Origin of the sequence: Bradyrhizobium ottawaense (assembly GCF_002278135.3) — a bacterium.
GTDB lineage: Bacteria > Pseudomonadota > Alphaproteobacteria > Rhizobiales > Xanthobacteraceae > Bradyrhizobium > Bradyrhizobium ottawaense.
Genome location: NZ_CP029425.2, coordinates 2,182,915 through 2,208,137 on the forward strand (window position 1 = coordinate 2,182,915; position 25,223 = coordinate 2,208,137).

Genomic DNA, 25,223 nt, shown 5'->3' on the forward strand with positions numbered 1-25,223 from the left:
TCAGCTTTCCGGAACGAGGAAGATCGCGGCGAGCGGCGGAATGGTGAGGCGGAGCTCGGGCGCCTTGCCTTCAACGGCATGAACCTCGCCGATGTTCCCGACATTGCTGCCGCCATAATGGGCGGAGTCCGAATTGAACACTTCCTTCCATTTGCCGGCAAAGGGCACGCGAACGCGATAGTTGCGATAGACATTGGGAGAGAAGTTGATGATGACGAGACACCGCGCCTGCTCGTCGAATCCCTTGCGCAGCCAGGCGAACACGTTGCGGTTGGCATCATCCGTGATCAGCCATTCGAAGCCGGCCTGGTCGCAGTCCATCTGGTGCAGCGCCGGCACCGCGCGGTAGAGCCGGTTGAGGTCGCGGATCAGTGACTGGATGCCGGAATGATACTTGTATTCGAGCAGGTGCCAGTCGAGCGACTGGTCGTGATTCCATTCGCGGCTCTGGGCGATTTCCGCGCCCATGAACAACAGCTTCTTGCCGGGATGGCCGAACATGAAACTGTAATAGGCGCGCAAATTCGCAAAGCGCTGCCACTCGTCGCCGGGCATGCGGCCGAGGATCGAGCGCTTGCCGTGCACGACCTCGTCATGCGAGAGCGGCAGGATGAAGTTTTCCGAGAAGGCGTAGTGCAGGCCGAACAGGATGTCGCCGTGATGGTGCTTGCGATGGATCGGATCCTTGCTGATGTAGTTCAGCGTGTCGTGCATCCAGCCCATGTTCCACTTGTAGCCGAAGCCGAGCCCGCCGAATTCGACCGGGCGTGAGACCTGCGGCCAGGCCGTGGATTCCTCGGCCGCCGTGGTCGCCTGCGGGAAGCGCGCGAATACTTCCGTGTTGAAGCGGCGCAGGAAGTTGATCGCCTCGATGTTTTCGCGGCCGCCATATTGGTTCGGGATCCAGGCGCCGGGCGGCCGGCTGTAGTCGAGATAGAGCATGGACGCGACGGCATCGACGCGTAAGCCGTCAATGGCATAACGCTCCATCCAGAACAGCGCGTTCGACACCAGGAAGTTCGTCACTTCGGTGCGGCCGTAATTATAGATCAAGGTGCCCCAGTCGAGATGGCGGCCCTGGAGCGGGTTGGCGTGCTCGTAGAGCGCGGTGCCGTCGAAGCTGCCGAGCCCGTGGGGATCGTCGGGGAAGTGACCGGGCACCCAATCGAGCAGCACGCCGACGCCTTCGCGGTGGCAGGCATCGACGAGGGCGGCAAAATGCTCCGGCGTGCCGAAGCGGCTGGTCGGCGCATAGAGGCCGGTCGGCTGATAGCCCCAGGAGCCATCGAAGGGATGCTCGCTCACGGGCAGGAATTCGAGATGGGTGAAGCCCATGTCGCGGGCATAGGCCGGCAACTGTTCGGCCAGCTCGCGATAGGTCAGCCATTCATCGCCGTTCTTGCGACGCCACGAGCCGAGATGGACCTCGTAGATCGACATCGGCGCCGACAGCGCGTTGATGCCGTCAGGCGCCGGGCGCGGACGCGCCAGATCCGCCTCGTCGAACACGATGGAGGCCGTCTTCGGCCGGACTTCGCTGGCAAAGGCCATCGGGTCTGATTTCAGCGGAAGCAGATGGCCGTGCGGCCCGATGATCTCGAACTTGTAGTGATCGCCGGCTTTGGCATGCGGAATGAACAATTCCCAATACCCGGCGCCGCGCACCCGCATCGGATGGCGACGTCCGTCCCAGAAATTGAAATCGCCGACCACGGAAACGCGGCGTGCGTTCGGCGCCAGCACCACGAAGCCGATGCCGTCGATGCCCTCGAGCCGCATCGGATGCGCCCCGAGCTTGTCGTAAAGGCGCTGATCGGTGCCTTCGCCCAGCAAATAGAGGTCGAAATCGGTCAGGATCGGCGGAAAGCGGTAGGCGTCCTCGAACTCGACGACGTTGCCGCCGAATTTTGCGCGCAGCTGATAGTGCTTCGAGCCATTGGGCAGGGCCCCGATGAACAGGCCGGAATCGTGCACGCGGTCGAGCGGAGCGACTTCGCCACGCTCGCCGACTGCCTCGACATTTGAGGCCTCGGGGAGAAAGGCGCGCACCACGCTTTTACCGCCCTCGGGATGCAGCCCGAGATAGTGGAAGGGGTCGGAGTGGCGGCCCTCGATGATCGCATAGGCCTCGGCAGGCAGTTTAGGCATGGGCTTCGCTCCCGGCACTGGACAGAATGCGAAGCAGTCCGGTCAGCGGCGCATGGAGCCCCTCAGGCCGGTTGGACAGCTCGTACTCTACTTCATCGAAGGCGTGATCAAGCAGGAAAAACCTTAACAGGCCTTCTGCGGATTGCCGATCCTCCGGCCACAGCCGTCGATCGGTCACGGCCTCGCGATAGGCGGACAGGAAGGTTGCGGCGGTTCGCTCGCGCCATTCGTCAAGCGCTGCGGTGATCCGGCCCTGCTCGTCGGAGGCACCCGTGAGTGCGCGGCTCAGCGCCGCGTTAACCGAAAGATCGATCGAGCGGATCAGGCCGGCGACGTCGCGCGCGGCAGGCAGCTTGCGCCGCTTGTCGGCCAGCGGCACACGGGGATTGCCGTCAAAGTCGATGATGAAGATATCGTCCTTCACGATCAGAGTCTGCCCGAGGCGGAAGTCGCCATGATGACGGATGTTCAGCCCGCCGATCCCGGAAGGCAATAGCGCATTCAGGGTGGCGGGCAGGGACGCGCGCACGGCGGCGAGCTGGTCGATCAGCGGCCGGTCCGCCTCCCGCATGCCGTCGCGGCTGTCGGCCAGCCGTTCGAAAATCCGCTCGGCCCGCGCCTTGAGGTCGGACACGAGGCGTTTGACGTACGCAGAGCCGATCGGCTCCGGGGCGAGATCGTCCGGCTTTGCCGCCGCCAGGGCAACATGCAACTCGCCGAGCCGCCGGCCGATCTGCGCGATGAAGTGCAGATAAGGCGCTTGCTCCTGGGTCTCGCGCGGCGCTTCGCCTGCCGACAACACGCGTTGCTCGTCGATATAGCGATCGAGATAACCCGTGGTCACGGTCCAGCCGTCACCCTGGTTCTCGACATAGGCATGGAGCACGCCGAGCGTGCTGCGCTGATCGCCTTCGACCAGCTCGACGCTGCCGAGCAACGCCGGCGTATTGGCAAAGCGCGCGACCTCGGTGAGATAATGGCCGATCTCGATCTCGGGGTTGATGCCGCTTTCGAGCTGGCGATAGAGCTTGGCGACGTACTGGTTGTCGACCAGCGCGGTGCTGTTCGATTGCTCGATCGCGCGGATGCGTTCGGGCTCCTTGATGGTGTAATCGGCGAAGCGGCTGGTCGCCTTGAACTCCAGCCGCAGATTGTTCTCTTCCACCACCAGGTTCTGCGACAGGTTGCGCAGGAACAGGCCGATGAAGATCTGATCGGTCGCCACGTCGAGCAGCGTGCCCTCGCGCGCGCCCTGGCGCACGGCGGCGAGCGCCTTCGGGTTGAACCGCTCGCGGTCGAAGCGCACCCACTCGATCTGCATCGGAAGCACGTAACGCGGCGCAGCGTCCTGGTCCGGCCTCTCAAAGAACGCGATCCAGGGCCTGTTGTCGCCGATGTCGCAGAACGGCACCGCCGAGGTCAGCGCGGTCTTGATGTGCTTGGGATTGTGCTCGGGATACCACCGCGTCCGCGACAAGAATCCCGGCAGCACGTCGCGCTCGAACACGCCGCGCTCGCGGGCGAGCGACACCCAGTTCGAGTTCACCGGCACCACCAGCGTCTCGAACTCCGGCACCGCGCGCGGCGTCACCGGCTCGGACTTGTCGCGCTCCTGGAGCTGGAACCAGTAGAAGCCGTAGGGCCCCAGCGTGATCATGTAGGGCAGTTCGCCGATCGCGGGGAAGCGCGTCCGTCCCAGCATCTCCTGCGGGATGCGGTCCTTCCACGGCGACAGGTCGAGCTCGGTCGCTTGCGCTGCGCGCGACAAATTGGCGACGCAGAGGATCACCTCGTCGCGGTATTGGCGGACATAGGCGAGCACGGCGCGATTGGCCGGGCGGATGAAGGTCATGGTGCCGCGGCCGAAAGCGAGCGTCGACTTGCGCACCGAGATCAGCCGCTTGGTGGCGCTGAGCAACGACGACAGGCTGCGCGACTGCGCCTCCACATTCACCGATTCGTAGCCGTAGACGGGATCCATGATCAGCGGCGCGTAGAGGCGGGCCGGGTCGCAGCGTGAGAAGCCGCCGTTGCGGTCAGGGCTCCACTGCATCGGCGTGCGGACGCCGTTGCGGTCGCCGAGATAGATGTTGTCGCCCATCCCGATCTCGTCGCCGTAATAGATGATCGGCGTGCCGGGGAAGGACAGCAGCAGCGAGTTCATCAGCTCGATCTTGCGCCGGTCATTGTCCATCAGCGGCGCAAGGCGCCTGCGGATGCCGACATTGATGCGGGCACGGGGATCGTTGGCGTAGGTGGTCCAGAGATAATCGCGCTCGACGTCGGTGACCATCTCCAGCGTCAGCTCGTCATGGTTGCGCAGGAACAGCGCCCATTGGCAGCTTGCCGGAATGTCCGGCGTCTGGCGCAGAATGTCGGTGATCGGAAAGCGGTCCTCCTGCGCGATCGCCATGTAGATGCGCGGCATCAGCGGGAAGTGGTAGGCCATGTGGCACTCGTCGCCGCGGCCGAAATATTCCTGCACGTCCTCCGGCCATTGATTGGCCTCGGCGAGCAGCAGCTTGCCCTTGGAGTAGGAATCCAGCTCGTGGCGCAGGCGCTTGATGATCGCATGCGTCTCGGGGAGGTTTTCGTTGTTGGTGCCGTCGCGTTCGCACAGATAGGGAATGGCGTCGAGCCGGAAGCCGTCGACGCCGGCGTCCAGCCAGCGCTTCATCACCTGGATGAGCGCGCTGACCACGCGCGGATTGTCGAAATTGAGATCGGGCTGGTGCGAGAAGAAGCGGTGCCAGTAGAACGCGCCGGCCTCGTGATCCCAGGTCCAGTTCGACTTTTCGGTGTCGGTGAAGATGATGCGCGTGCCCTGGTATTTCTGGTCGGTATCGCTCCAGACATACCAGTTGCGGGCGCTGGAGCCGGGATGGCTGCGGCGCGCGCGCTTGAACCATTTGTGCTGGTCCGAGGTGTGGTTGACGACGAGTTCGGTGATGACGCGCAGGCCGCGCTTCTGCGCTTCCTGGATGAAGCGCTTGAAGTCCTTCATCGTCCCGAAATCGGGATTGACCGAGCCGTAGTCGGCGATGTCGTAGCCGTCGTCGCGGCCGGGCGAAGGGTAGAACGGCAAAAGCCACAGCGCGGTGACGCCGAGCTCCTGGAGATAGGGCAGCTTCTCGGTCAGCCCGGCGAAATCGCCGATCCCGTCATTGTTGCTGTCGGCGAAGGCCTTGACGTGGAGCTGATAGATAATGGCGTCCTTGTACCAGAGCTCATCCACGATCTCAGCAGCCTCAAGCTTCTTGGTGTCGACGGAAGACAGAACATTCATGGCGTGGCCCCTTACGCCAGGCAGCGGAACAAGAGCGCCGGATCGCGGTCGGGATCGATACGCAACCTGATCCCGCCCCATTCGATGCGGGACTGTTCGCCGGTGAGAAGGTTTTCGAGTGTCGTCACATGGTGCCGCTGCCCGCCGGCGTCAACGGTGACGTCGCCGAGCGGCAGCCAGCACTCGCGCAAATGGCCCGAAAGCGCGATCACGATGAGGACGGTGTTGGCCGGCTCGGCCGCCTCCTTGACGAAGGCGATCGTCTCGCCGTCCTCAATGCCGAGAAACCGCAAATTTGCCGTTTGCTGGAGCGCGGCATTGTCGTTGCGGATGCGGTTGAGACCGGCAATGTAGGACTTGATGTTGCCGGGCCGGTCCCAGTCGCGTTGCCGGATCTGGTATTTCTCGGAATCCAGATATTCCTCGCGACCGGGCATCGCCTCGTGTTCCAGCAGCTCGAAGCCGCTGTAAACGCCGTAGCTGCCCGACAATGTCGCCGCCAGCGCAACGCGCGACTTGAACGCCCAGGCCTCTCCGCCCTGGAGATGATAGGGCAGCAGGTCGGGCGTGTTGACGAACAGGTTCGGGCGATAGAAGTCGCGCTCGGGATAGCGCGTCAGCTCGCCGAGATATTGCTCCAGCTCCCACTTTGTCGTGCGCCAGGGGAAATAGGTGAAGGACTGCGCAAAGCCGAGCTTGGCGAGGCCCTTCATCAGCTTCGGCCGGGCAAACGTCTTGGAGAACAGGATCACCTCGGGATGCCGGCGGCGGATGTCGCGGATCAGCCAGTCCCAGAATGCAAGCGGCGCGGTGTCGTGGTTGTCGATGGCGAAGATGGTGACGCCTTGGTCGATCCAGAACAGCATGGCATCGCGAAACCCGTTCCACAGCCCGGCCCTGTCGACGGAGTCGAAATCGGGGATCACGATGTCCGAATAGGGTCCATCCGCGGTCCGCACCGAGCGGTCCGGCCGCCATTTGAACCATTCCGGATGCAGCGTCAGCCAGGGATGGTCGGGCGAGCATTGCACGGCGAAATCGAGCGCGAGCTCGAGACCGTATTCCAGGCAGGTCGCAACCAGCGCGCGGAAATCCTCGATGGTGCCGAGATCGGGATGCAGCGCATCGTGGCCGCCCTCGGCGGCTCCGATCGCGTAGGGCGAGCCGGGCTCGCCCTCGGTTGCCACCGGCGCATTGTTGCGGCCCTTGCGACGGCTGCGGCCGATCGGCTGGATCGGCGTCAAATAGAGCACGTCAAAACCCATCGCGGCGATATCGGGCACGCGGGCGATGCAGTCGCGCAGCGTGCCGTGCTGGCCGGCGACCTGGCTCTGGCTGCGCGGCATCATCTGATACCAGGCGCCGAAGCGCGCCTTGTCGCGGTCGACGGTCAGCGGGAAAGGCTGCGAGCGGGTCAGGTCTGGCCGGGACTGGCTCTCTGCCATGGCATTGCCGAGCTCGGCCGCAAGCAGCGAGGCGACGTCGCCGGTCTGAAGATAATCCTCGCACTGTCTGACGATGACCGCCGCCGCGTCCTGTCGCGCGCCATGCGCCTTGGTCAGGAGCCCGGCCCCCTCGATCGCATCGAGGCTGACATCGGCACCCATTCGCTGCTTGCGCGCGACTCCGTGCGACCAGGTGGCGAACTCGTCGGTCCAGGCCTCGATCGCGTAGACATGTTGGCCGGGCTCAACGGGTGTGAATCCGCCGGACCAGCGGTCATTGCCCCGATGGTCCATCGGCTCGCGCTTCCAGTCGCGGTCCTGCTCGCGGCGCCAGATCAGCGCGGCCCCGACCACGGCATCGCCATCGCGGTAGACATCGGCCCACACCTCCATGCGCTCACCCGCGATCCGCTTCACCGCGAAGCGGCCGGCGTCGATTGCGGGATAGACGTCCTCGATCAGGAAAGCGCTGCCGGCTGCGGCACTTTCGACAGTTTGAATTGTCTTGTTCACGGTGATGCCATTGACAAGAAAGCAGGAGCCCGTTTCCCTTGTCGGGAACCTACGCTTGGTACCTATATAGAAAGCCGGTTGTGTGTCATTAGTTCCCTCGGGAACGGGTGGCGCGGTCTGCGAGTTAGGGCTGACTAACGTCTTCCACCGTCTCGTTAAAATCGATGCCCCCGGCAAAAGGGTGGCCTGCAAGCTGCGTGCCGAATGGATCTTTTAGCTCAAGCCCGGATCAAGGGCGTTCAATCCGAATTCATCGACGCCCTCGGAAAGCTGCGGGTCACCGATCCCGTGGCCCTCAAATCCATTCTCGATGCCCTGCCGGAGAAGCGGGTTTACCGCTTCGTCAGCGGGCCGGTCGTGGTCCGCGCCTTGGGGCATCCGCGCACCGAATTGGCGACGATCGGCGCGCCGCCGCTGAAGTGGAAATTGGCCGCAAAGGGGGAGGTGATCGCCGAGGGCGAGACGCGCGAGCCCGTGATCCCCTGGCCTGCCGGCCTGCCGCTCGGCTATCACCGGTTGACACTGACCGATGCCGAAGGTGTGACGGAAGAGGTGCCGATGATCGTGGCGCCCGAGCGCGCCTTCGGCGGCGATTTCGATCGCGGCTGGCTGCTTGCCGTGCAGCTCTACAGCGTCCGTTCGGACCGCAATTGGGGCATCGGCGATTTCACCGATCTCGCCGATCTCGTCCGGCTCGCAAAGCAGCTGGGGGCTGACGGTGTCGGACTCAATCCGCTGCATGTCCTGTTCGACGACCACCCGGCCGATTGCAGTCCCTACTCGCCGAATAGCCGGCTGTTCCTCAATCCGCTCTATATCGACGTCGAAGCCATTCCCGAATTCTCCGCAGACCTCGTGCCCGACGCGGCCGCGACCGCGGCCCGTCTGCGCCAAGGCGATCGCGTCCCCTATGCCGACATGGCGGCGTTGAAATGGCTGGGCCTGCGCGCCGCCTTTGACAGCTTCGTGACGACGGCAAGCGCGGCGCGCCGCAAGGCGTTCGACGCCTTCCGCGCCGCCCGCGCGCCGCTATTGTCCCGCTTCGCCTGCTTCGAGGTGCTGCGCCATCGTTTCACCGCGCCATGGTGGGAATGGCCGGTTGAATGGCAGCAACCGGACGAGGCGAAATGCGCCAGCTTGCGCAATGGGGCTGACAAGCGCGAGGTCGAGTTCGTCGAATTCGTGCAATGGACCGCAGATAGCCAGCTGCATGCTGCCAAGGAGCTTGCCAGCCAGCTCGGCATGCGCGTCGGGCTCTATCTCGACGTCGCCGTCGGCGTGCAGTCCAACGGCTTCGATGCCTGGAACGAGCAGATGGCGATCTCCCGTCATCTCGCCGTCGGCGCGCCGCCCGACGTGCTCAACACCATCGGCCAGGACTGGGGCCTTGCCGGCTTCAACGCCGGCGGCCTGGAAGCGCAATCCTTCGTGCCGTTCGCCGACATGCTGGCGGCCTCGATGCGCCATGCCGGCGCGATCAGGCTTGATCACGTGCTGGGCCTGAAGCGGCTTTATCTCGTGCCCCGCGGCTTCAAGCCGGATAACGGCGCCTATGTGCAGATGCCGTTCGAGGCGCTGCTTGGCGCCGTGGCGCGCGAGAGCGCGGCCCACAAATGCATCGTGATCGGCGAGGACCTCGGCACCGTGCCGGAAGGTTTTCGCGAGACCATGCAGGATTTCGGCATCTGGTCCTATCTCGTCATGATGTTCGAGCGCGACGATGCCGGCCATTTCCGCAATGTCGACCATTACCGGCCCAACGCGCTGGTCACGCTGAACACGCATGACCTGTCGACCTATGCCGGCTGGCGCTCATTCGGCGACCTGAAGATGAAGCGCTCGCTCGGGCTCGATCCCGGCGAGAACGACCAGGCGCGCTGGGATGCGCTCGGCAGGCTCGACGAGATCCTGCGCCAGAACGGCATTCGTGCCAACGACCTCTATTCGGTGCTCGCCTTCCTGTCGCGCACGCCGTCGCGGCTGCTCGCGGTCTCCATGGAGGATCTGCTCGGCGTGATCGACCAGCCCAACATTCCCGGCACGATCGACGAACATCCGAACTGGCGCCAGCGCCTGCCTGTTGCGCTCGACAAGATCGCCGCGAAGGTCGATCTCACGGCCTTGCGAGCAGCGACGCGGGAACGTTCGTTGAATGGCGGGAGTTGACGGCGTAAAGGGCTTCCAGGGGCTGTTTTCAAGGCTCGCACCACATTGTCTCAGAGGATCGAGGACTATGCGCTGATCGGTGATTGCGAGACCGCGGCGCTGGTCGGGCGCAACGGCTCGATCGACTGGCTGTGCTGGCCCGCCTTCGATTCCGATGCCTGCTTTGCCGCCATCCTCGGCAGCGATAAGAACGGCCGCTGGCTGGTTACGCCGGCCGAGGACGTCACCAGCATCTCACGCCGCTATCTCGGCAACACTCTCATCCTCGAAACGCGTTTCGAGACGAAGAGCGGCACCGTCGCGCTGATCGATTTCATGCCGCCGCGCGGCAAGGCGTCCGACATCGTGCGGCTGGTCCGCGGCGTCAGCGGCGCGGTGAAGATGCGGATGGAGCTCGTCATCCGCTTCGGCTTCGGCATCGATATCCCCTGGGTGCGGCGGATCGACCATTCGCTGATGGCCATCGCCAGCCAGGATATGACCGTGCTGCGCACGCCTGTCGAGATTCGCGGCGAGGATCTGACCACGGTTGCCGATTTCGAGGTGAAGGCCGGCGAGACGGTACCCTTCGTGCTGACCTACGGCCCCTCGCATCTGGAGCCGCCCGCGCCGATCGATCCGGAGATCGCGCTTCAGGACACCGAAAAGTTTTGGCAGGATTGGTGCGGCCATTGCACCCGCGACGGCGACTATCAAGACCTCGTCATGCGCTCGCTGATCACGCTGAAGGCGCTGACCTTCGCGCCGACCGGCGGCATCGTCGCGGCACCCACCACCTCGCTGCCGGAAAAGCTCGGGGGCAGCAGGAACTGGGACTATCGCTTCTGCTGGCTGCGCGATGCCACCTTCACGCTGCTGGCGCTGATGAACTCGGGATACACCGAGGAAGCCCTGGCTTGGCACAATTGGCTGCTGCGCGCGGCGGCCGGCTCGCCGGCGAACATGCAGATCATGTACGGCATCTGGGGCCAGCGGAGGCTCTTGGAATGGGAGGCGGGCTGGCTCGAGGGCTATGAGGGCGCCAAGCCGGTGCGCGTCGGCAATGCCGCACATGCGCAGCTCCAGCTCGACGTCTATGGCGAATTGATCGACGCCTTCCACCAGTCGCGCATGGCCAAGCTCAAGCTGGACGACGAAACGACATGGGCGCTGGAATGTGCCGTGCTCAATCATCTGGCCGAAGTCTGGGACCGGCCCGATCACGGCATCTGGGAGCGGCGCGGCCAGCCCAGGCACTACGTCTTCTCCAAGGTGATGACCTGGGTCGCCTTCGACCGCGGCATCAAGAGCGCCGAGACCTTCGGCTTCAAGGCGCCGCTGCTGCACTGGCGTACGTTGCGCGAGGCCATTCATCGCGACGTCTGCAACCGGGGGTTCGACGTGGAGGAAAATGCCTTCGTCGAATCCTACGGCTCGAAATTGCTCGATGCCAGCGTGCTGCTGCTGCCGGCCGTGGGCTTTTTGCCGCCGTCGGACCCGCGCATCCGTGGCACCATCGCCGCGGTCGAGACATGTCTGGTGCGCGACGGCTTCGTGCTGCGGCACGATCCGCGCGAGCTGCCTGCAGGGCAGCCGCCGCTCGAAGGCGCGTTCCTGGCCTGCAGCCTGTGGCTCGCCGATGCCCATGTGCTCGCCGGCGATCTCGACAAGGCGCAGATCTTGCTCGATCGCGTGGCCGGCATCGCGAACGACGTCGGGCTGCTGGCCGAGGAATACGATTCAGTCGCCCGGCGCCAGACCGGCAATTTCCCGCAGGCGCTGACCCACATCGCGCTGATCAACACCGCGCACAATCTGTCGGCGGCAAGGCAACAGTGCGACAAGCCGGCGGTGCAGCGGTCGAAGTAGTAGCGCTCTCTCCGTTCTCTCCCCCACAAGAGGGGAGGGAACGCACCGCAGTGGAGGAGCCTGTCGAGGCTCTTCACATCAAGCTCAGCCCACCCCATTCCACTTCAAGATCATCTCCATCGCCTCGGCAAAGCCATCCTGCTCGTTGCTCGCAGTGACGTGCGTCGCTTGGTCCTTGACGTAGTCGGTGGCGTTGCCCATGGCGATCGAGATGCCGCTGACGGCGAACATCGCAAGGTCGTTCTGCATGTCGCCGATGGTGGCGACGGCGCCGGTCGCAATGCCCAGGCGCCTGGCCATCGCCTCCACGAATGTGCCCTTGTTGAAGCCCGGCGGGGTGATGTCGAGATAATAGGTCTGCGAGCGCACCGCGGTGGCCTCGCTGCCGAGCGCCTCCTGCATCGCCTTCTCGCAAGCCTCGAGGCCGGCGGCGTCGGCGCTGGCGCCGACGATCTTGCAGGCGCTCGACAGGTAAGGCGAAAAGTCCGTCACGATGGTGGGATCGGAGCGGATCGTATGCTGCTCGTGCGCGACGTATTTACCGCTGGGGTTGTCGATCAGCCACTTGTCGGTGGTGAACAGCCAGATGTCGGCGCCGAATTCGCGGAGGATCTGCAAGGACCGCTCGGCCGCACTGGCCGGGATCAGGTGCTGTTCGACCGGCCGCATCTCGGGATCGACGATCGAGGAGCCGTTGAAGGGGCCGACCGGCAGCCAGAGCGCCAGCGGCTCGATCAGGACTCGCATGCCGATGGCGGGACGGCTGGAGGTGATGGTGAAGCCGATGCCGGCCTTGTGCAGCCGCTGCACCGCACCCCTCGCGCGTTCCGTCAGCGTCTTGTCCTTGGTCAGCAGCGTGCCGTCGACGTCGGAGACCACGAGGGAGATTTGCGTCATGACAGAACCTTCAGGTTTCCAAATCTCAGCGCTTCGCCCCGCCCAGCTTCAGCTGCCGTACGATCCCGTCCACGATCGCTTCGACGGTTTCGTCGATCGAGACGGTGATGACGTGCTCGCCCGCCTCCGGCGGCTCCAGCGTGTCGAACTGGCTCGTCAGTAGCCCAGGCGGCATGAAATGACCCCTGCGCTGCGCGAGCCGTTCGGCGATCAGCTCCTTGGTGCCCTTCAGGAACACGAAGCGGACGTCGTCGCGTCCACGCAGCAGCACGTCACGATAGGTGTGCTTCAGCGCCGAGCAGGCGATGATGATATGCCCGCCCTCGTCGCACACCCGTGCGATCTCGTCTGCGATGGCGTTGAGCCAGGGCCAGCGGTCCTCGTCGGTGAGGGGATGGCCGGCCCGCATCTTCTCGACGTTGCTGGCGGGATGAAAGCTGTCACCGTCCTCGAAGCGCCAGCCGAGCCGCTCGCCGAGCGCTTCCGCAACCGTGCTCTTGCCCGAACCCGACACGCCCATCACGATCAATGCACAAGGTGCTTCAACGCCCGCCACGAATGTCCTCCGGAAGCGCGGCCCTGTCGACCAGCCAGACGGTCTCACCATTCGAGCGCGCGCGTAAGGCCGGCAGAGTCTCGCCATTGACGATGCGCGTCAAGATCGGCTGCTTGTCATGCCCGGCAATCTCGAACAGCATTTCGCGGCAGGACGCCAAAGCGGGCAAAGTGAGCGAGACCCGCGGCACGAAAGGCGCGACATTGGCCTTGGGCACCCCGACGACCCAGCGTTCGGTCTCCTCGATTTCGGGGAAGCCCGGGAAGAGCGAGGCGGTGTGGCCGTCGGGGCCGGCGCCCATCAGCACCAGGTCGAACAGCGGCCGCGCCGGATCGAGACTTTCAGAACCGTAGAAGGCCTGCAGCTCGCGCGCATAGGCCTCAGCGCTTCGGTCTGGATTGTCGGCCGTGGTCGGGATCGGGTGGATATGGCCGGAAGGCGCATTGCGGTCGAGAAAGGTCGCGCGCGCGACCGCCATGTTGTTGAGCGGATCGCTGTCGGGCACGAAGCGTTCGTCGCCGATGAACCAGTGCACGCGGTCCCACGGGATCTTGCCCCGCCAGGGGTCGCTGCCGAGCAATTGATAGAGCTTCTTCGGGCTGGAGCCGCCGGTGAGGCAGATCGCGATGCGGGAGGGGTTGGCCGTGATCCGCGCAATCACCCGTTCGGCCGCGGCCTGCGCCAGCGCCCCGGCGTCGGCCGCGACGATCAGCTCCGGCGGTCCGGCCGCCGCCATCACGAAAATTTCCGCCAGCTTCGTCCGTCGCGCCGCAGCAGCTCGTCGGCGCAGGCCGGGCCGTCGCTGCCGGCTTCGTAGGTCTCGATGCCGTTGGTGCCCGCGCTTTTCCAGGCGTCCAGGAACGGCTGCACCGCCTGCCATCCGGCCTCGATGCCGTCGGCGCGCTGGAACAGGATGTTGTCGCCGATCATGCAGTCGTAGATCAGCGTCTCGTAGCCGGTCGAGGGATCGGCCCGAAAATAATCGCCATAGCGGAATTTCATCTCGACGCCGTCGATGGTGACGCTCGGTCCGGGGATCTTGGCGTTGAACTGCAGCTCGATGGTCTCGGTCGGTGCGATGCCGATGGTGAGAAAATTCTGCGACAGGCGATCGACTGTCGTGCCTGAGAACATCGACAGCGGCGCCTGCTTGAACTTGATCGCGACCTCGGTGCGCTTGTGGCCCAGCGCCTTGCCGGTGCGTAAATAGAAGGGCACGCCGGCCCAGCGCCAATTGTCGATCATAAGCTTCAGCGCAACGAAGGTTTCGGTGCTGCTCCCGGGCTTGACGTCCTGGGTCTTGCGGTAGTCCGGGATCTCGTCATCGCCGACGCGGCCTGCGAGATATTGCGCGCGGACCGAGTTCTTCAGCGCATCCTCCCGGCTCGGCTGCTGGATCGACGTGAGCACCTCGGCCTTCTCGGAGCGCACGGAATGGGCGTCGAAGCGCGCCGGCGGCTCCATCGCCACCAGCGACATCAGCTGGAACAGATGGTTCGGCACCATGTCGCGCAGCGCCCCGGTGGCATCGTAGAAGCCGCCGCGGTGGCCGACGCCGAGCTTCTCCTCCACCGTGATCTGGATGTGGTCGATGTGGTTGCGATTCCAGATCGGCTCGAACATGCCGTTGGCAAAGCGCAGCACCAGGATGTTCTGCACGGTCTCCTTGCCGAGATAATGATCGATCCGGTAGATCTGGTGCTCGTCCATGATCTTCAGCAACTCGGCGTTCAGCGCCTTGGCCGAGGCGAGGTCGGTCCCGAACGGCTTTTCGATCACCAGCCGCCGCCAGGCGCCGTTCTCCTTCGTCATGCCGGTGCGGCCGAGCTCGCGCGCCGTCGGTGCGAACGCAGTGGGCGGCGTCGCCAGATAGAACAGTCGGTTGCCGCCGGTTTCCTGCGCGCATTCCAGCGAATCCAGGTGCTCGCGCAGGCGATCGAACGACGGCGGGTCCTTCGGATCGGCCTCGACGAAGGTCACGCATTCCAGCAGCTTCTTTGCGATGTCGTCGTCCACGGGACGGGTCGCGAACTGGCGCAGTCCCTTCAACAGGCTGTTGCGCAGTTCGTCATCCGACTGCCCCCTGCGGGCCACGCCGACGACGCAGAACTTTTCCGGCAACAGATGCTCGGCCGCCAGATTGTAGAGCGACGGCATCACCAGCCGATGAGTGAGGTCGCCGGTCACGCCAAAGATGACGAAGGCGCAATTTTCCGGCTTGCGCTTTACTTGCGGGTCTTTTGTCACGAATTGTCGGCCTTCGCTTGGTACGCTTACTGAGCTCTTATTTGGACTTCGCGGCGCCCGGCTGCTTCGGCTCCTTGTGGCCGCCAAAACCTGCGCGCATCGCGGAGAGAATTTTTTCGGCGAAGGTGTGTTCCTGGCGGGAACGGAAACGTGTGTAGAGCGCCGCGGTCAAAACTTCGGCCGGCACGGCCTCGTCGATCGCCGCGTTCACGGTCCAGCGTCCTTCGCCGGAATCTTCCACGAAGCCGGAATATTCCGTCAGCTGCGGACTGTCGGCGAGGGCCGTCGAGGTGAGGTCGAGCAGCCAGGACGGGATTACGCTGCCGCGCCGCCACACTTCGGCGATGTCGGCGAGATCGAAATCGTAGCGGTGATCCGCCGGGAGAGCCTCGATATTGGCGTTCTTGAGGATGTCGAAACCTTCGGCATAGGCCTGCATCAGGCCGTATTCGATGCCGTTGTGGATCATCTTGACGAAATGGCCGGCGCCGACCGGGCCGGCATGGATGTAGCCCTGCTCGATGCGGGGATCGCGGCCCTCGCGTCCTTCCGTGCGTGGAATGTCGCCGGCGCCGGGCGCCAGCGCGGCGAAGATCGGATCGAGCCGGTCGACCACCTGCTTCTCGCCGCCGATCATCATGCAATAGCCGCGGTCGAGGCCCCAGACGCCGCCCGACGTGCCGACGTCGACATAGTGGATGCCGCGTTCCTTCAGCGCCTTGCCGCGGCGGACATCGTCCTGCCAGAAGGTGTTGCCGCCATCGATGATGACGTCGCCCGCCTGCATCACGCCCGCGATGGTCTCGATCGTGGTCTGGGTGATGTGCCCCGCAGGCAGCATCACCCAGGCCGTGCGCGGCCGCTCGAGCTTCGAGATGAAGTCTTCGAGCGTCGAGGAGCCGACCGCACCGTCCGCGGCAAGGCCCGCGACGGCCTTGGCGTCCTTGTCATAGACCACGGTCGAATGTCCCTGGCGCATCAGGCGGCGAACGATGTTGCCGCCCATCCGGCCGAGGCCGATCATGCCGAGTTGCATCTGCAATATTCCCTTAGTTCAGCGCGTCGTTGAGCGCCGCATTGAGTGCCGCGAGGCCCTTCTTGAGCCCGCCCTTGAGGTGGACGCGCAGCGCGCGCCGGCCGCGTTCGGTGAGCACGTCGAAATCGCCGCGTGCCTGCGCCGCCTTGATCACGCCGAAGCTCGCCTTCTGGCCGGGTACCGCCAGGTCCTTGGCATCATCAGCGGTGATCTGGAGGAACACGCCGCTGTCGGGTCCGCCCTTGTAGGCCTGCCCCGTGGAGTGCAGGAAGCGCGGTCCGAACTCGGCACAGGTTGCGACCTGCCGCTTCTCACGGACTTCGAGCCGCATGGCCTGGAGCGCGTCGATGGTCAGCTTGTCCCGCGCGACATAGCCGAGCAGGGCGACGTAATCGCCGTCGCCGGAGCGCGACAGATGCGCCTTCAGCCACGAGGTGAGGTCGCCGTTGGCGCCGGCGGCGCGCAGCGCGGTGGCGTTGGCCTCGTCGGTGTAGAGATCGGCCTCATCGGTGCTGACCACCGGCTGCTCTTCCGGCAACGCGCCGGTCTTCTCGAACGACGCGGTAAGCTCGCGGGTCTTGATCTTGGCGGCTTCCACGTCCGGCTGGTCGAACGGGTTGATGCCGAGGACCGAGCCCGCCACAGCGGTCGCCATCTCGAAGCGGAAGAACTCCTGGCCGAGATGGTCGATCGACTTCATCACGATGCGCACCACGGGATGGCCGGCCGCCTCGATCGCGGCAAGCTTGGAGTCGTGGGCGGCGTCCGCTTCGCCTTCGACGCGGATGTCGATGAAGAACCGGTCGTTGCCGTAGACGGAAGGGTCGCCCAGCGGCTCGCCCTCGATCGGGATCAGGCCCTTGCCCTCCTTGCCGGTCGATTCCGCGATGAGCTGCTCGGCCCAAGCTCCGAAATCGGCGATCTTCTTCGACGACAGGATCGTCACCTTGTCGCGGCCTTCGAGGCCGGCGAGGCCGATGGCAAGGCCAAGCTGCACGCCCGGGTTTTCGCTCGGCGGCACGTCCGGTCCGCAGGAGCGCGCCATGGCGAGCGCGTGCTTGACGAAGGTCTTGACGTCGATGCCGGCGGTCGCCGCCGGCACGAGGCCGAACGGCGACAGCACGGAATAGCGTCCGCCGATCGAGGGCTCGCCATGGAAGATGCGGGCGTAGTTCAGCTTCTTGGCGGCCTTCTCCAGCGATGAGCCGGGATCGGTCACCGCGATGAAGCGGAAGCCCGTCTTCGCCTTCGGGCCGAGCGCTTGCGCAACGCGCTCATGGAAATAGTCCTTCATCGCGTTCGGCTCGGTGGTGCCGCCCGACTTGCTGGAGACGATGAACACGGTGTTGGCGATGTCGATCCGGGCCTCCATCGCCCGCACCTGCGCCGGATCGGTGGAATCCAGCACGTGCAATTTTGGGAAGCCGGGCTTTTTCCCGAAAGTCTCGGCCAGCACCTCCGGCCCGAGGCTCGATCCGCCCATGCCGAGCACGACGGCGTCGGAGAACTTTTGCCCCTTCACGCGGCCGGCATAGTCCTCGTAATCGGCGACGTCGGCCTTGGCGGCGCTGTCGAGCCAGCCGAGCCATTTGTCCTCGTCCGTGCCGGTCCAGACCGACTTGTCGCGCTGCCACAGCCTGCGGATCTTGGCCGATGCACGCCATTCCTCCGTGCTCTTGGCCATCGCCTTGCCGAGCCCGTCGCCGAGCGAGAGAGACTGGCGGTCGAGCGCGGGCCCAAGCACCGTGGCGCGCTTGTGGGCGACGGCGCCGTAGAGCTTGTCGGCGGCGTCCGCGAACAGCTTGACGCCGTCCTTGACGAGCTCTTCGGTGATGGCGTCGAGCGAGACGCCGGAGCGCTCCAGCTCTTCCAGCACTCGGTAGGCGTCCTCGACGTTCTCTTCCAGGCTGTCGCGCGGCTTGCCATGGTCGCGGAACGCATCCAGCGTTGCCGGCGGCACGGTGTTGATGGTGTCGGGGCCGATCAATTCTTCGACATAGAGGACGTCGCTGTAATCCTTGTTCTTGGTGCCGGTGGAGGCCCACAGCATCCGCTGCGGTTTGGCGCCCTTGGCGGCGAGCTTGTCCCAGCGGGGACCCGAGAACAGGCGCTTGTAGTCCCGGTAGGCGACCTTGGCGTTGGCGATCGCGACCTTGCCCTTGAGCGCGGCGAGCCGCTCCTTCTCGGACGGATCGTTGGCGCGGGCGATCTTGTCGTCGAGCTGCTTGTCGACCACGGAGTCGATACGGCTGACGAAGAAGCTGGCCACGCTCGCGACATGCGAGGGATCGCCGCCGCCTGCGACGTATTTTTCGAGGCCGGCGATGTAGGCTTCGGCCACCTGGAGGTAGACCGCCTTGGAGAACAGCAGCGTGATGTTGATGCTGATGCCGTCGCCGATCAGCTGCTCGATCGCCGGCAGGCCCTCCGGCGTCGCCGGCACCTTCACCATCAGGTTCTTGCGGCCAACGTCCTTCCAGAGCCGGCGCGCCTCAGTGACCGTGCCTGATGTGTCCATGGCGAGATAGGGCGAGACCTCCAGGCTGACATAGCCGTCACCGCCCTTGAGGCGGTCATAGACCGGGCGCAGCACGTCGGCCGCGTTCTGGATGTCTTCGATCGCGACGGCCTCGAACAGGTCGGCCACGGTCCGGTCGCCGCGCTTCAGCGCTTTGCCGATCGGGGCGTCATATTCGTCCGAGCTGCCGATCGCCTTCTCGAAGATCGAGGGGTTGGAGGTGACGCCCTTGACGCCGTCGGTCTCGATCAGCCGCTTCAGGTCGCCCTTGGCGATGAAGCCGCGGGCCAGGAAGTCCAGCCAGACGGCTTGTCCGTGCTTTTCCAGTTCTTTGACGGGATTCATGATGCTTATTTATCTCCAAGCCTGCGGGCGAGGGGTTTCCGCGCCGGTCCTGACGCGCTATCCTCTAGCTTACATGCTCCCGGGAGGGAACCAATCAAGGGTACAGGCGTCATACCCTCCAGTGTAACTCCGTCGCGATCATGGCGATCCGGGCGGCAGTAGCGGTTGTTGCGTAAAAAGTCGTTGGCCGAAGGTTCGGCCGGGTCTCCTTGCGTAACGCCGGCCGCTTCGTCGTCAGCCAGTGGCTGCGTGGAGTGCCATCAGCGGATTCCGGTCCGTCTGGTGCATCGTGGTTCGGCCGCGAATGGCCATGCTGGGGAAGAGCATGCACGCCCATCCTGAAGGTCTGGCGTTTGCTGTCGCCGACAGCCAGCAATCTGCCATGACCATCGACGCATCCCGCGATCTCGAAATCAGGCGATGCGCGACGCAGTTGCGGCTGCTGGTTGCAGCGGGGTTTGCGATGACCCTGCTCAGCGCGAGCCTCGCTTTCGACTTGTGGGACGGTTTGGGCGACTACGACACGACGCTCGGCTATGCCGGCGTCGTGCTGTTCGGCCTGGTGACCTGCCGGCTGATCTGGATGCTGCCCGCCGAACGGGGGGCGGTCGTGGTCGTCACCCCCTACGGCATCCGCGATCTGCGCATCGGCAATGAATTTCTGCCGTGGGATTCGATTGCAGAGATTTCGGCTGAGGAAAGCCGCGGCCACAAGATGATCGTGCTGACGCCGACGCCGGCTTTGCAGCAGCAGCTCTGCGGCATCCGCGATCTGGCCCGTTGCGCGCGAAACGATCGCATCGTCATCCTGTCGGACGGCCTGGCGACCGATTTTGATACATTGCTGCGCGCTTGCCGCGACTGTCACGCTGCCAGCACTCCGCGCGCCGCATTGCAGCAGGAAGATGAACGCGGCACCCAAGGTGGTAACCAAGGCGGCGCTCAAGGCTTCGCCGTACAAGCGTCATAAGATCGCCGCTCGCCGATCGCTATGCTGCAACGCCGGATGGTCTCATCCCCGGTAACGCCCGGATGTTGCGACCGAGTGACATTTTGTGGAAATGAGCCAATATAGACAGAGATTCGCACAAAATACGGGCAGGTGCCTGTTCGTAACTCAACGAGTGCCTACGTTGTGCGTTGCGTCGTGTCTGCACCCGGGTGTCCAATGATCGTCATGTGCTCACGCTGATTCGAAACGGCCTGAGGAACGGTCCGGCAACTGCTTTCGTTTCAGCTTGTAGCGGAACTCACGCGGAGAGGGATCATGTACAACGATTCTCTATTCAACGCTTTCGCTAAGTCGTTCGAGGCGAGAAGCCAACACGACATGTCGATGGCGGAATATCTGGAATCGTGTCGAAGCGATCCCATGAAATACGCGAACGCGGCCGAGCGACTGCTAGCGGCGATCGGTGACCCCCAGACGATTGACACGGCCAAGGATACCCGCCTTGGCCGTATTTTTTTGAACCGTACGATCCGTACCTATCCGGCCTTCGCCGGCTTCTACGGCATGGAAGAAACCATCGAGCGCATCGTCGGTTTCTTCCGCCATGCGGCGCAAGGTCTCGAAGAGCGCAAGCAGATCCTCTATCTGCTCGGCCCGGTCGGCGGCGGCAAATCCTCGCTCGCCGAGCGCCTGAAGTCGCTGATGGAAGTGCATCCGATCTACGTGCTCAAGGCCGGCGATGAACTCTCGCCCGTGTTCGAGAGCCCCCTCAGCCTGTTCGATCCCGATCAGCTCGGCCCGATGCTGGAAGAGAAATACGGCATTCCGCGCCGTCGTCTCACCGGCCTGATGAGCCCGTGGTGCTACAAGAGGCTGGAAGCCTTCGGCGGCGATATCTCCCAGTTTCGTGTCGCAAAAATCCAGCCGTCGCGGCTGCGCCAGATTGCGATCTCCAAGACCGAGCCCGGTGACGAGAACAACCAGGACATCTCCTCGCTGGTCGGCAAGGTCGATATCCGCAAGCTCGAGACCTACGCGCAGAACGACCCCGACGCCTACAGCTATTCCGGCGGCCTCAATCGCGCCAACCAGGGCGTGCTCGAGTTCGTCGAGATGTTCAAGGCGCCGATCAAGATGCTGCACCCGCTGCTGACCGCGACGCAGGAAGGCAACTATATCGGCACCGAAAACATCGGCGCGATCCCGTTCACCGGCGTCATCCTCGCGCATTCCAACGAGGCCGAGTGGTCGAGCTTCAAGGCCAACAAGAACAACGAGGCCTTCATCGACCGCATCTGCGTCATCAAGGTGCCGTACTGCCTGCGCGTCACCGAGGAGCAGAAGATCTACGAGAAGCTGATCCAGGGCTCCGAGCTCGCGTCGGCGCCTTGCGCGCCTTCGACGCTGGAGACGCTGGCGCGGTTCTCGGTGATGTCGCGCCTTCGCAAGCACGAGAACTCCACCCTGTTCGGCAAGATGCGGGTCTATGACGGCGAGAGCCTGAAGGAATCCGATCCGAAGGCGCGCAGCGTCCAGGAATACCGCGACGCCGCCGGCGTCGACGAGGGCATGGACGGCGTCTCCACCCGCTTTGCCTTCAAGATCCTGGCCGCGACCTTCAACCACGATCCGCAGGAGGTCGCCGCCGACGCCGTGCATCTGATGTACGCGCTGGAGCAGTCGATCCGCCGCGAGCAGCTGCCGGAGGAGGTCGAGAAGCGTTATCTCGAATTCATCAAGGCGGATCTGGCGCCGCGCTACGCCGAGTTCATCGGCAACGAGATCCAGAAGGCCTACCTGGAATCCTACTCGGATTACGGCCAGAATCTGTTCGACCGCTACGTCGACTATGCCGACGCCTGGATCGAGGACCAGGACTTCAAGGATCCCGACACCGGCCAGCTGCTCGATCGCGAGCTTTTGAACCAGGAGCTGACCAAAATCGAGAAGCCGGCGGGCATCGCCAACCCCAAGGACTTCCGCAACGAGGTCGTCAAATTCTCGTTACGGTCGCGAGCCCAGCACGGTGGCAAAAATCCGACCTGGACCTCCTACGAGAAGATTCGCGACGTGATCGAAAAGAGGATATTCTCGCAAGTCGAGGACCTGCTTCCGGTCATCTCTTTCGGATCGAAGAAGGACGGCGAGACGGAGAAGAAGCACGGCGAGTTCGTCGCACGCATGGTGGAGCGTGGCTACACCGAGCGTCAGGTTCGCCGGCTCGTCGAATGGTACATGCGTGTGAAGCAGGCCGGTTGAGGCGGATGGTAAAGTGCCCATTCACATTATTGACAGGCGCCTGAATCCAGGCGGCAAGAGTCTTGAGAACCGCCAGCGGTTCTTGCGTCGGGCCAAATCCCTGGTGCAGGGCGCCGTCAAGAAGACCTCGCAGGAACGCGACATCAAGGACGTCCTGGAGGGTGGTGAGGTCACGATCCCGCTCGACGGCATGCACGAGCCGCGCTTCCGCCGCGAAGGCGGAACGCGCGACATGGTGCTGCCCGGGAACAAGAAGTTCATCGAGGGCGACTATCTGCAGCGCTCCGGCCAGGGCAGCGCCAAGAATTCCGGCCCGGGCGAAGGCGACAGCGAGGACGCCTTCCGCTTCGTGCTCTCCCGCGACGAGTTCGTCGATCTCTTCCTCGACGATCTCGAACTGCCGGATCTCGCCAAGCGCAAGATCGCGCAGACCGAGAGCGAGGGCATCCAGCGCGCCGGCTACACCACGTCGGGCTCGCCCGCCAACATCTCGGTGAGCCGGACGGTGAAGCTGGCGCTCGCCCGCCGCATCGCGCTCAAGCGTCCCCGCAAGGAGGAGATCGAGGAACTGGAAGCCGCGCTCGCCGCGTGTACGGACGAGGACGAGCGCGTGGAGCTTCTCGCCCAGCTCGAAAAGCTGAAGGCGAAGTCCAAGCGGATTCCCTTCATCGATCCGCTCGACATCCGCTACCGCCGCTTCGAGACGGTGCCGAAGCCGGTGGCGCAGGCGGTGATGTTCTGCCTGATGGACGTGTCGGGCTCGATGTCCGAGCACATGAAGGATCTCGCCAAGCGCTTCTACATGCTGCTCTACGTGTTCCTGAAGCGCCGCTACAAGCACGTCGAGATCGTCTTCATCCGCCACACCGACCGCGCCGAGGAGGTGGACGAGCAGACCTTCTTCTATGGCCCGGCCTCGGGCGGCACGCTGGTCTCGAGCGCGCTGCAGGCGATGCACGAGATCGTGCGCGAGCGCTTCAACCCGTCGGACTGGAACATCTACGCCGCGCAGGCCTCCGACGGCGACAATTCCTATTCCGACGGCGAGCTCACAGGGCTCCTGCTGACCGACAAGATCCTGCCGGTCTGTCAGTTCTTCGCCTATCTCGAGGTCGGGGAATCCGGCGGCAGCGCCTTCGATCTCTCCGACTCCTCGCTCTGGACCCTTTACGAGCGCCTGCGCAACGGCGGCGCACCGCTCTCGATGCGCAAGGTCAGCGAGCGCAGCGAGATCTTTCCGGTGTTCCACGATCTGTTCCAGCGCCGCGAAACTGCCCAGGAGAAAGCCGCTCCATGACGGAACGATTGTTCGAAGGCGCGGATTGGGATTTCCACACCTTGCAGCGCATCACCGATGCCTGCGAGATGGTGGCGACGAAAGATCTCGGGCTCGACGTCTACCCGAACCAGATCGAGGTCATCACCGCCGAGCAGATGCTGGATGCCTACTCCTCCGTCGGCATGCCGCTGTTCTACAAGCACTGGTCGTTCGGCAAGCAATTCGCTTTCCATGAGGCATCCTATCGCAAGGGCCTGATGGGGCTCGCCTATGAGATCGTGATCAACTCCTCGCCCTGCATCTCCTATCTGATGGAGGAGAACACGGCGACGATGCAGACCCTCGTGATCGCGCACGCCGCTTTCGGCCACAACCACTTCTTCAAGAACAACTACCTGTTCAAACAGTGGACCGACGCCGACGGCATCCTGGATTATCTCGACTTCGCCAAGACGTATGTCATGCAATGCGAGGAGCGCTACGGCCGCGTCGAGGTCGAGCGCACGCTCGATGCCGCGCATGCGCTGATGTCGCACGGCATCGACCGCTATCCCGGCAAGAAGAAGCTGGACTTGCGCGCCGAGGAGAAGCGGGCAGGGCGGCGCCGCCAGCACGAGGAGGAGGTCTTCAACGACCTCTGGCGCACCGTCCCCAAGGGCGCGGCCAAGAGCCGGTCAGCGCTCAGCATCGAGCGCCGCCGCAAGCTGCTCGGCCTGCCGCAGGAAAACCTGCTCTACTTCCTGGAGAAGAGTGCGCCGCGGCTGGCGCCGTGGCAACGCGAGCTGCTGCGCATCGTCCGCCACATCGCGCAATATTTCTATCCGCAGAGCCAGACCAAGGTGATGAACGAGGGGACGGCCACCTACGTCCACTATCGCATCATGACCAAGCTGCACGAGCAGGGCCGCATCACCGACGGCAATTTCCTGGAATTCCTGGGATCCCACACCAACGTGGTGTTCCAGCCCGAATTCGACGACCCGCGCTTCTCCGGATTCAACCCCTATGCGCTCGGCTTTGCCGTGATGCAGGACATCGAGCGCATCGTCACCAAACCGGAGGACGAGGACCGCGAATGGTTCCCCGACATCGCCGGCAAGGGCGACGTGATGGGCGTGCTGCGCGACGTCTGGGCCAACTACCGCGATGAAAGCTTCATCGCCCAGTTCCTGAGCCCGAAGCTGATGCGGCACTTCCGCATGTTCCATCTGCACGACGATCCCGAGGAGCGTGCCGGCATCCGGGTCGATGCCATCCACGACGAGCGCGGCTTCCGCCGTGTCCGCCGCGAGCTGGCGCGGCAGCACGATGTCGGCTTCATCGACGCCAATATCGAGGTCGTCGACGTCGATCTCTCCGGCGACCGCCGGCTGATCCTGCACCACCACGTCATCAAGGGCTCGCAGCTCAACGAGACCGATGCCAAGCGGGTGCTGCAGCACCTGGCCGATCTCTGGACCTACGACGTCGCGCTGATCGAGGTCGATGCCAACGACAAGGTCATGCGCGAATACGTCGTCAGCCCGCGCCCGATCCCGGCGGCGGTGGCTTGAGGCGGCTGACTGTGCCGGACGTCTGATGGGTTACCCTCAACTAGCGCACCGGCGGAGGTGCGTTCCCTCCCCCCTTGTGGGGGAGGGTTAGGGAGAGGGTACCTAGCAAAAGGTGCTGGTTGTTGATGATGCACCGAGTGTGATCGCGCGACGGAAAGAATCCCCGTGTCGCACC

At 64.2% G+C, this 25,223-nt stretch carries 15 protein-coding genes; 6 read left to right on the plus strand and 9 right to left on the minus strand.

The features are described from left to right. Genes glgB through CIT37_RS10435 form a run of 3 tightly spaced genes read right to left on the minus strand, consistent with a single transcriptional unit; the run spans position 1 to position 7,392 of the window. Positions 1-2,148 (minus strand): 1,4-alpha-glucan branching protein GlgB, encoded by a 2,148-nt coding sequence (gene glgB, locus CIT37_RS10425; protein WP_161966366.1) that lies wholly within the window; start codon positions 2,146-2,148, stop codon positions 1-3. Further along, positions 2,141-5,434 (minus strand): maltose alpha-D-glucosyltransferase, encoded by a 3,294-nt coding sequence (gene treS, locus CIT37_RS10430; protein ID WP_095425996.1) that lies wholly within the window; start codon positions 5,432-5,434, stop codon positions 2,141-2,143. Before treS ends, glgB begins: the two co-directional genes overlap by 8 nt. 11 nt (positions 5,435-5,445) lie before the next feature. Beyond that, complete coding sequence (locus CIT37_RS10435; RefSeq protein WP_095425997.1) at positions 5,446-7,392, minus strand: maltotransferase domain-containing protein; 1,947 nt, start codon at positions 7,390-7,392, stop codon at positions 5,446-5,448. Positions 7,393-7,596: 204 nt separating this feature from the next. Between CIT37_RS10435 and malQ the strand changes: the two genes are divergently transcribed. After that, a complete protein-coding gene (gene malQ / locus CIT37_RS10440; RefSeq protein ID WP_095425998.1) occupies positions 7,597-9,558 on the plus strand; it encodes a 4-alpha-glucanotransferase in 1,962 nt (653 codons plus the stop codon). A gap of 45 nt (positions 9,559-9,603) precedes the next feature. Then, positions 9,604-11,406, plus strand: coding sequence for a glycoside hydrolase family 15 protein (locus CIT37_RS10445; protein ID WP_095425999.1), 1,803 nt, complete (start codon positions 9,604-9,606; stop codon positions 11,404-11,406). Between the two features lie 84 nt (positions 11,407-11,490). On the opposite strand, the gene CIT37_RS10450 is transcribed toward CIT37_RS10445, so the two are convergent. The 6 genes from CIT37_RS10450 to CIT37_RS10475 are packed head-to-tail and all read right to left on the minus strand — an operon-like array spanning position 11,491 to position 19,005. Continuing rightward, complete coding sequence (locus tag CIT37_RS10450) at positions 11,491-12,303, minus strand: HAD family hydrolase (RefSeq protein WP_095426000.1); 813 nt, start codon at positions 12,301-12,303, stop codon at positions 11,491-11,493. 25 nt (positions 12,304-12,328) lie between these two features. Further along, the gene (locus CIT37_RS10455) at positions 12,329-12,859 is read right to left on the minus strand and encodes a gluconokinase (protein ID WP_038970791.1); all 531 of its coding nucleotides are present in this window, start codon (positions 12,857-12,859) and stop codon (positions 12,329-12,331) included. Then, on the minus strand, positions 12,846-13,595 hold the full coding sequence (gene pgl / locus CIT37_RS10460; RefSeq protein WP_161966367.1) for a 6-phosphogluconolactonase: 750 nt from the start codon (positions 13,593-13,595) through the stop codon (positions 12,846-12,848). The genes CIT37_RS10455 and pgl overlap by 14 nt, the downstream gene beginning before the upstream one ends. Then, on the minus strand, positions 13,595-15,106 hold the full coding sequence (zwf, locus tag CIT37_RS10465) for a glucose-6-phosphate dehydrogenase (RefSeq protein WP_028145668.1): 1,512 nt from the start codon (positions 15,104-15,106) through the stop codon (positions 13,595-13,597). Before zwf ends, pgl begins: the two co-directional genes overlap by 1 nt. Before the next feature lie 37 nt (positions 15,107-15,143). Further along, positions 15,144-16,142: a phosphogluconate dehydrogenase (NAD(+)-dependent, decarboxylating) gene (gnd, locus tag CIT37_RS10470; RefSeq protein WP_028145667.1), complete on the minus strand. Its 999-nt coding sequence runs from the start codon at positions 16,140-16,142 to the stop codon at positions 15,144-15,146. A 13-nt stretch (positions 16,143-16,155) separates the two neighbouring features. Next, positions 16,156-19,005 (minus strand): bifunctional transaldolase/phosoglucose isomerase, encoded by a 2,850-nt coding sequence (locus tag CIT37_RS10475; RefSeq protein ID WP_038950965.1) that lies wholly within the window; start codon positions 19,003-19,005, stop codon positions 16,156-16,158. Between the two features lie 304 nt (positions 19,006-19,309). Here CIT37_RS10475 and CIT37_RS10480 point away from each other — a divergent pair, with 304 nt between their 5' ends. The 4 genes from CIT37_RS10480 to CIT37_RS10495 all read left to right on the plus strand — a co-directional run bounded on the left by CIT37_RS10480 (position 19,310) and on the right by CIT37_RS10495 (position 25,048). Next, positions 19,310-19,975 (plus strand): STM3941 family protein, encoded by a 666-nt coding sequence (locus CIT37_RS10480; protein ID WP_028145665.1) that lies wholly within the window; start codon positions 19,310-19,312, stop codon positions 19,973-19,975. A 297-nt stretch (positions 19,976-20,272) separates the two neighbouring features. Continuing rightward, positions 20,273-22,216 (plus strand): PrkA family serine protein kinase, encoded by a 1,944-nt coding sequence (locus CIT37_RS10485; protein WP_028145664.1) that lies wholly within the window; start codon positions 20,273-20,275, stop codon positions 22,214-22,216. A gap of 19 nt (positions 22,217-22,235) precedes the next feature. Continuing rightward, positions 22,236-23,513, plus strand: coding sequence for a YeaH/YhbH family protein (locus tag CIT37_RS10490; protein WP_028145663.1), 1,278 nt, complete (start codon positions 22,236-22,238; stop codon positions 23,511-23,513). Further along, complete coding sequence (locus CIT37_RS10495) at positions 23,510-25,048, plus strand: SpoVR family protein (RefSeq protein ID WP_028145662.1); 1,539 nt, start codon at positions 23,510-23,512, stop codon at positions 25,046-25,048. The genes CIT37_RS10490 and CIT37_RS10495 overlap by 4 nt, the downstream gene beginning before the upstream one ends. Positions 25,049-25,223 lie beyond the last annotated feature (175 nt).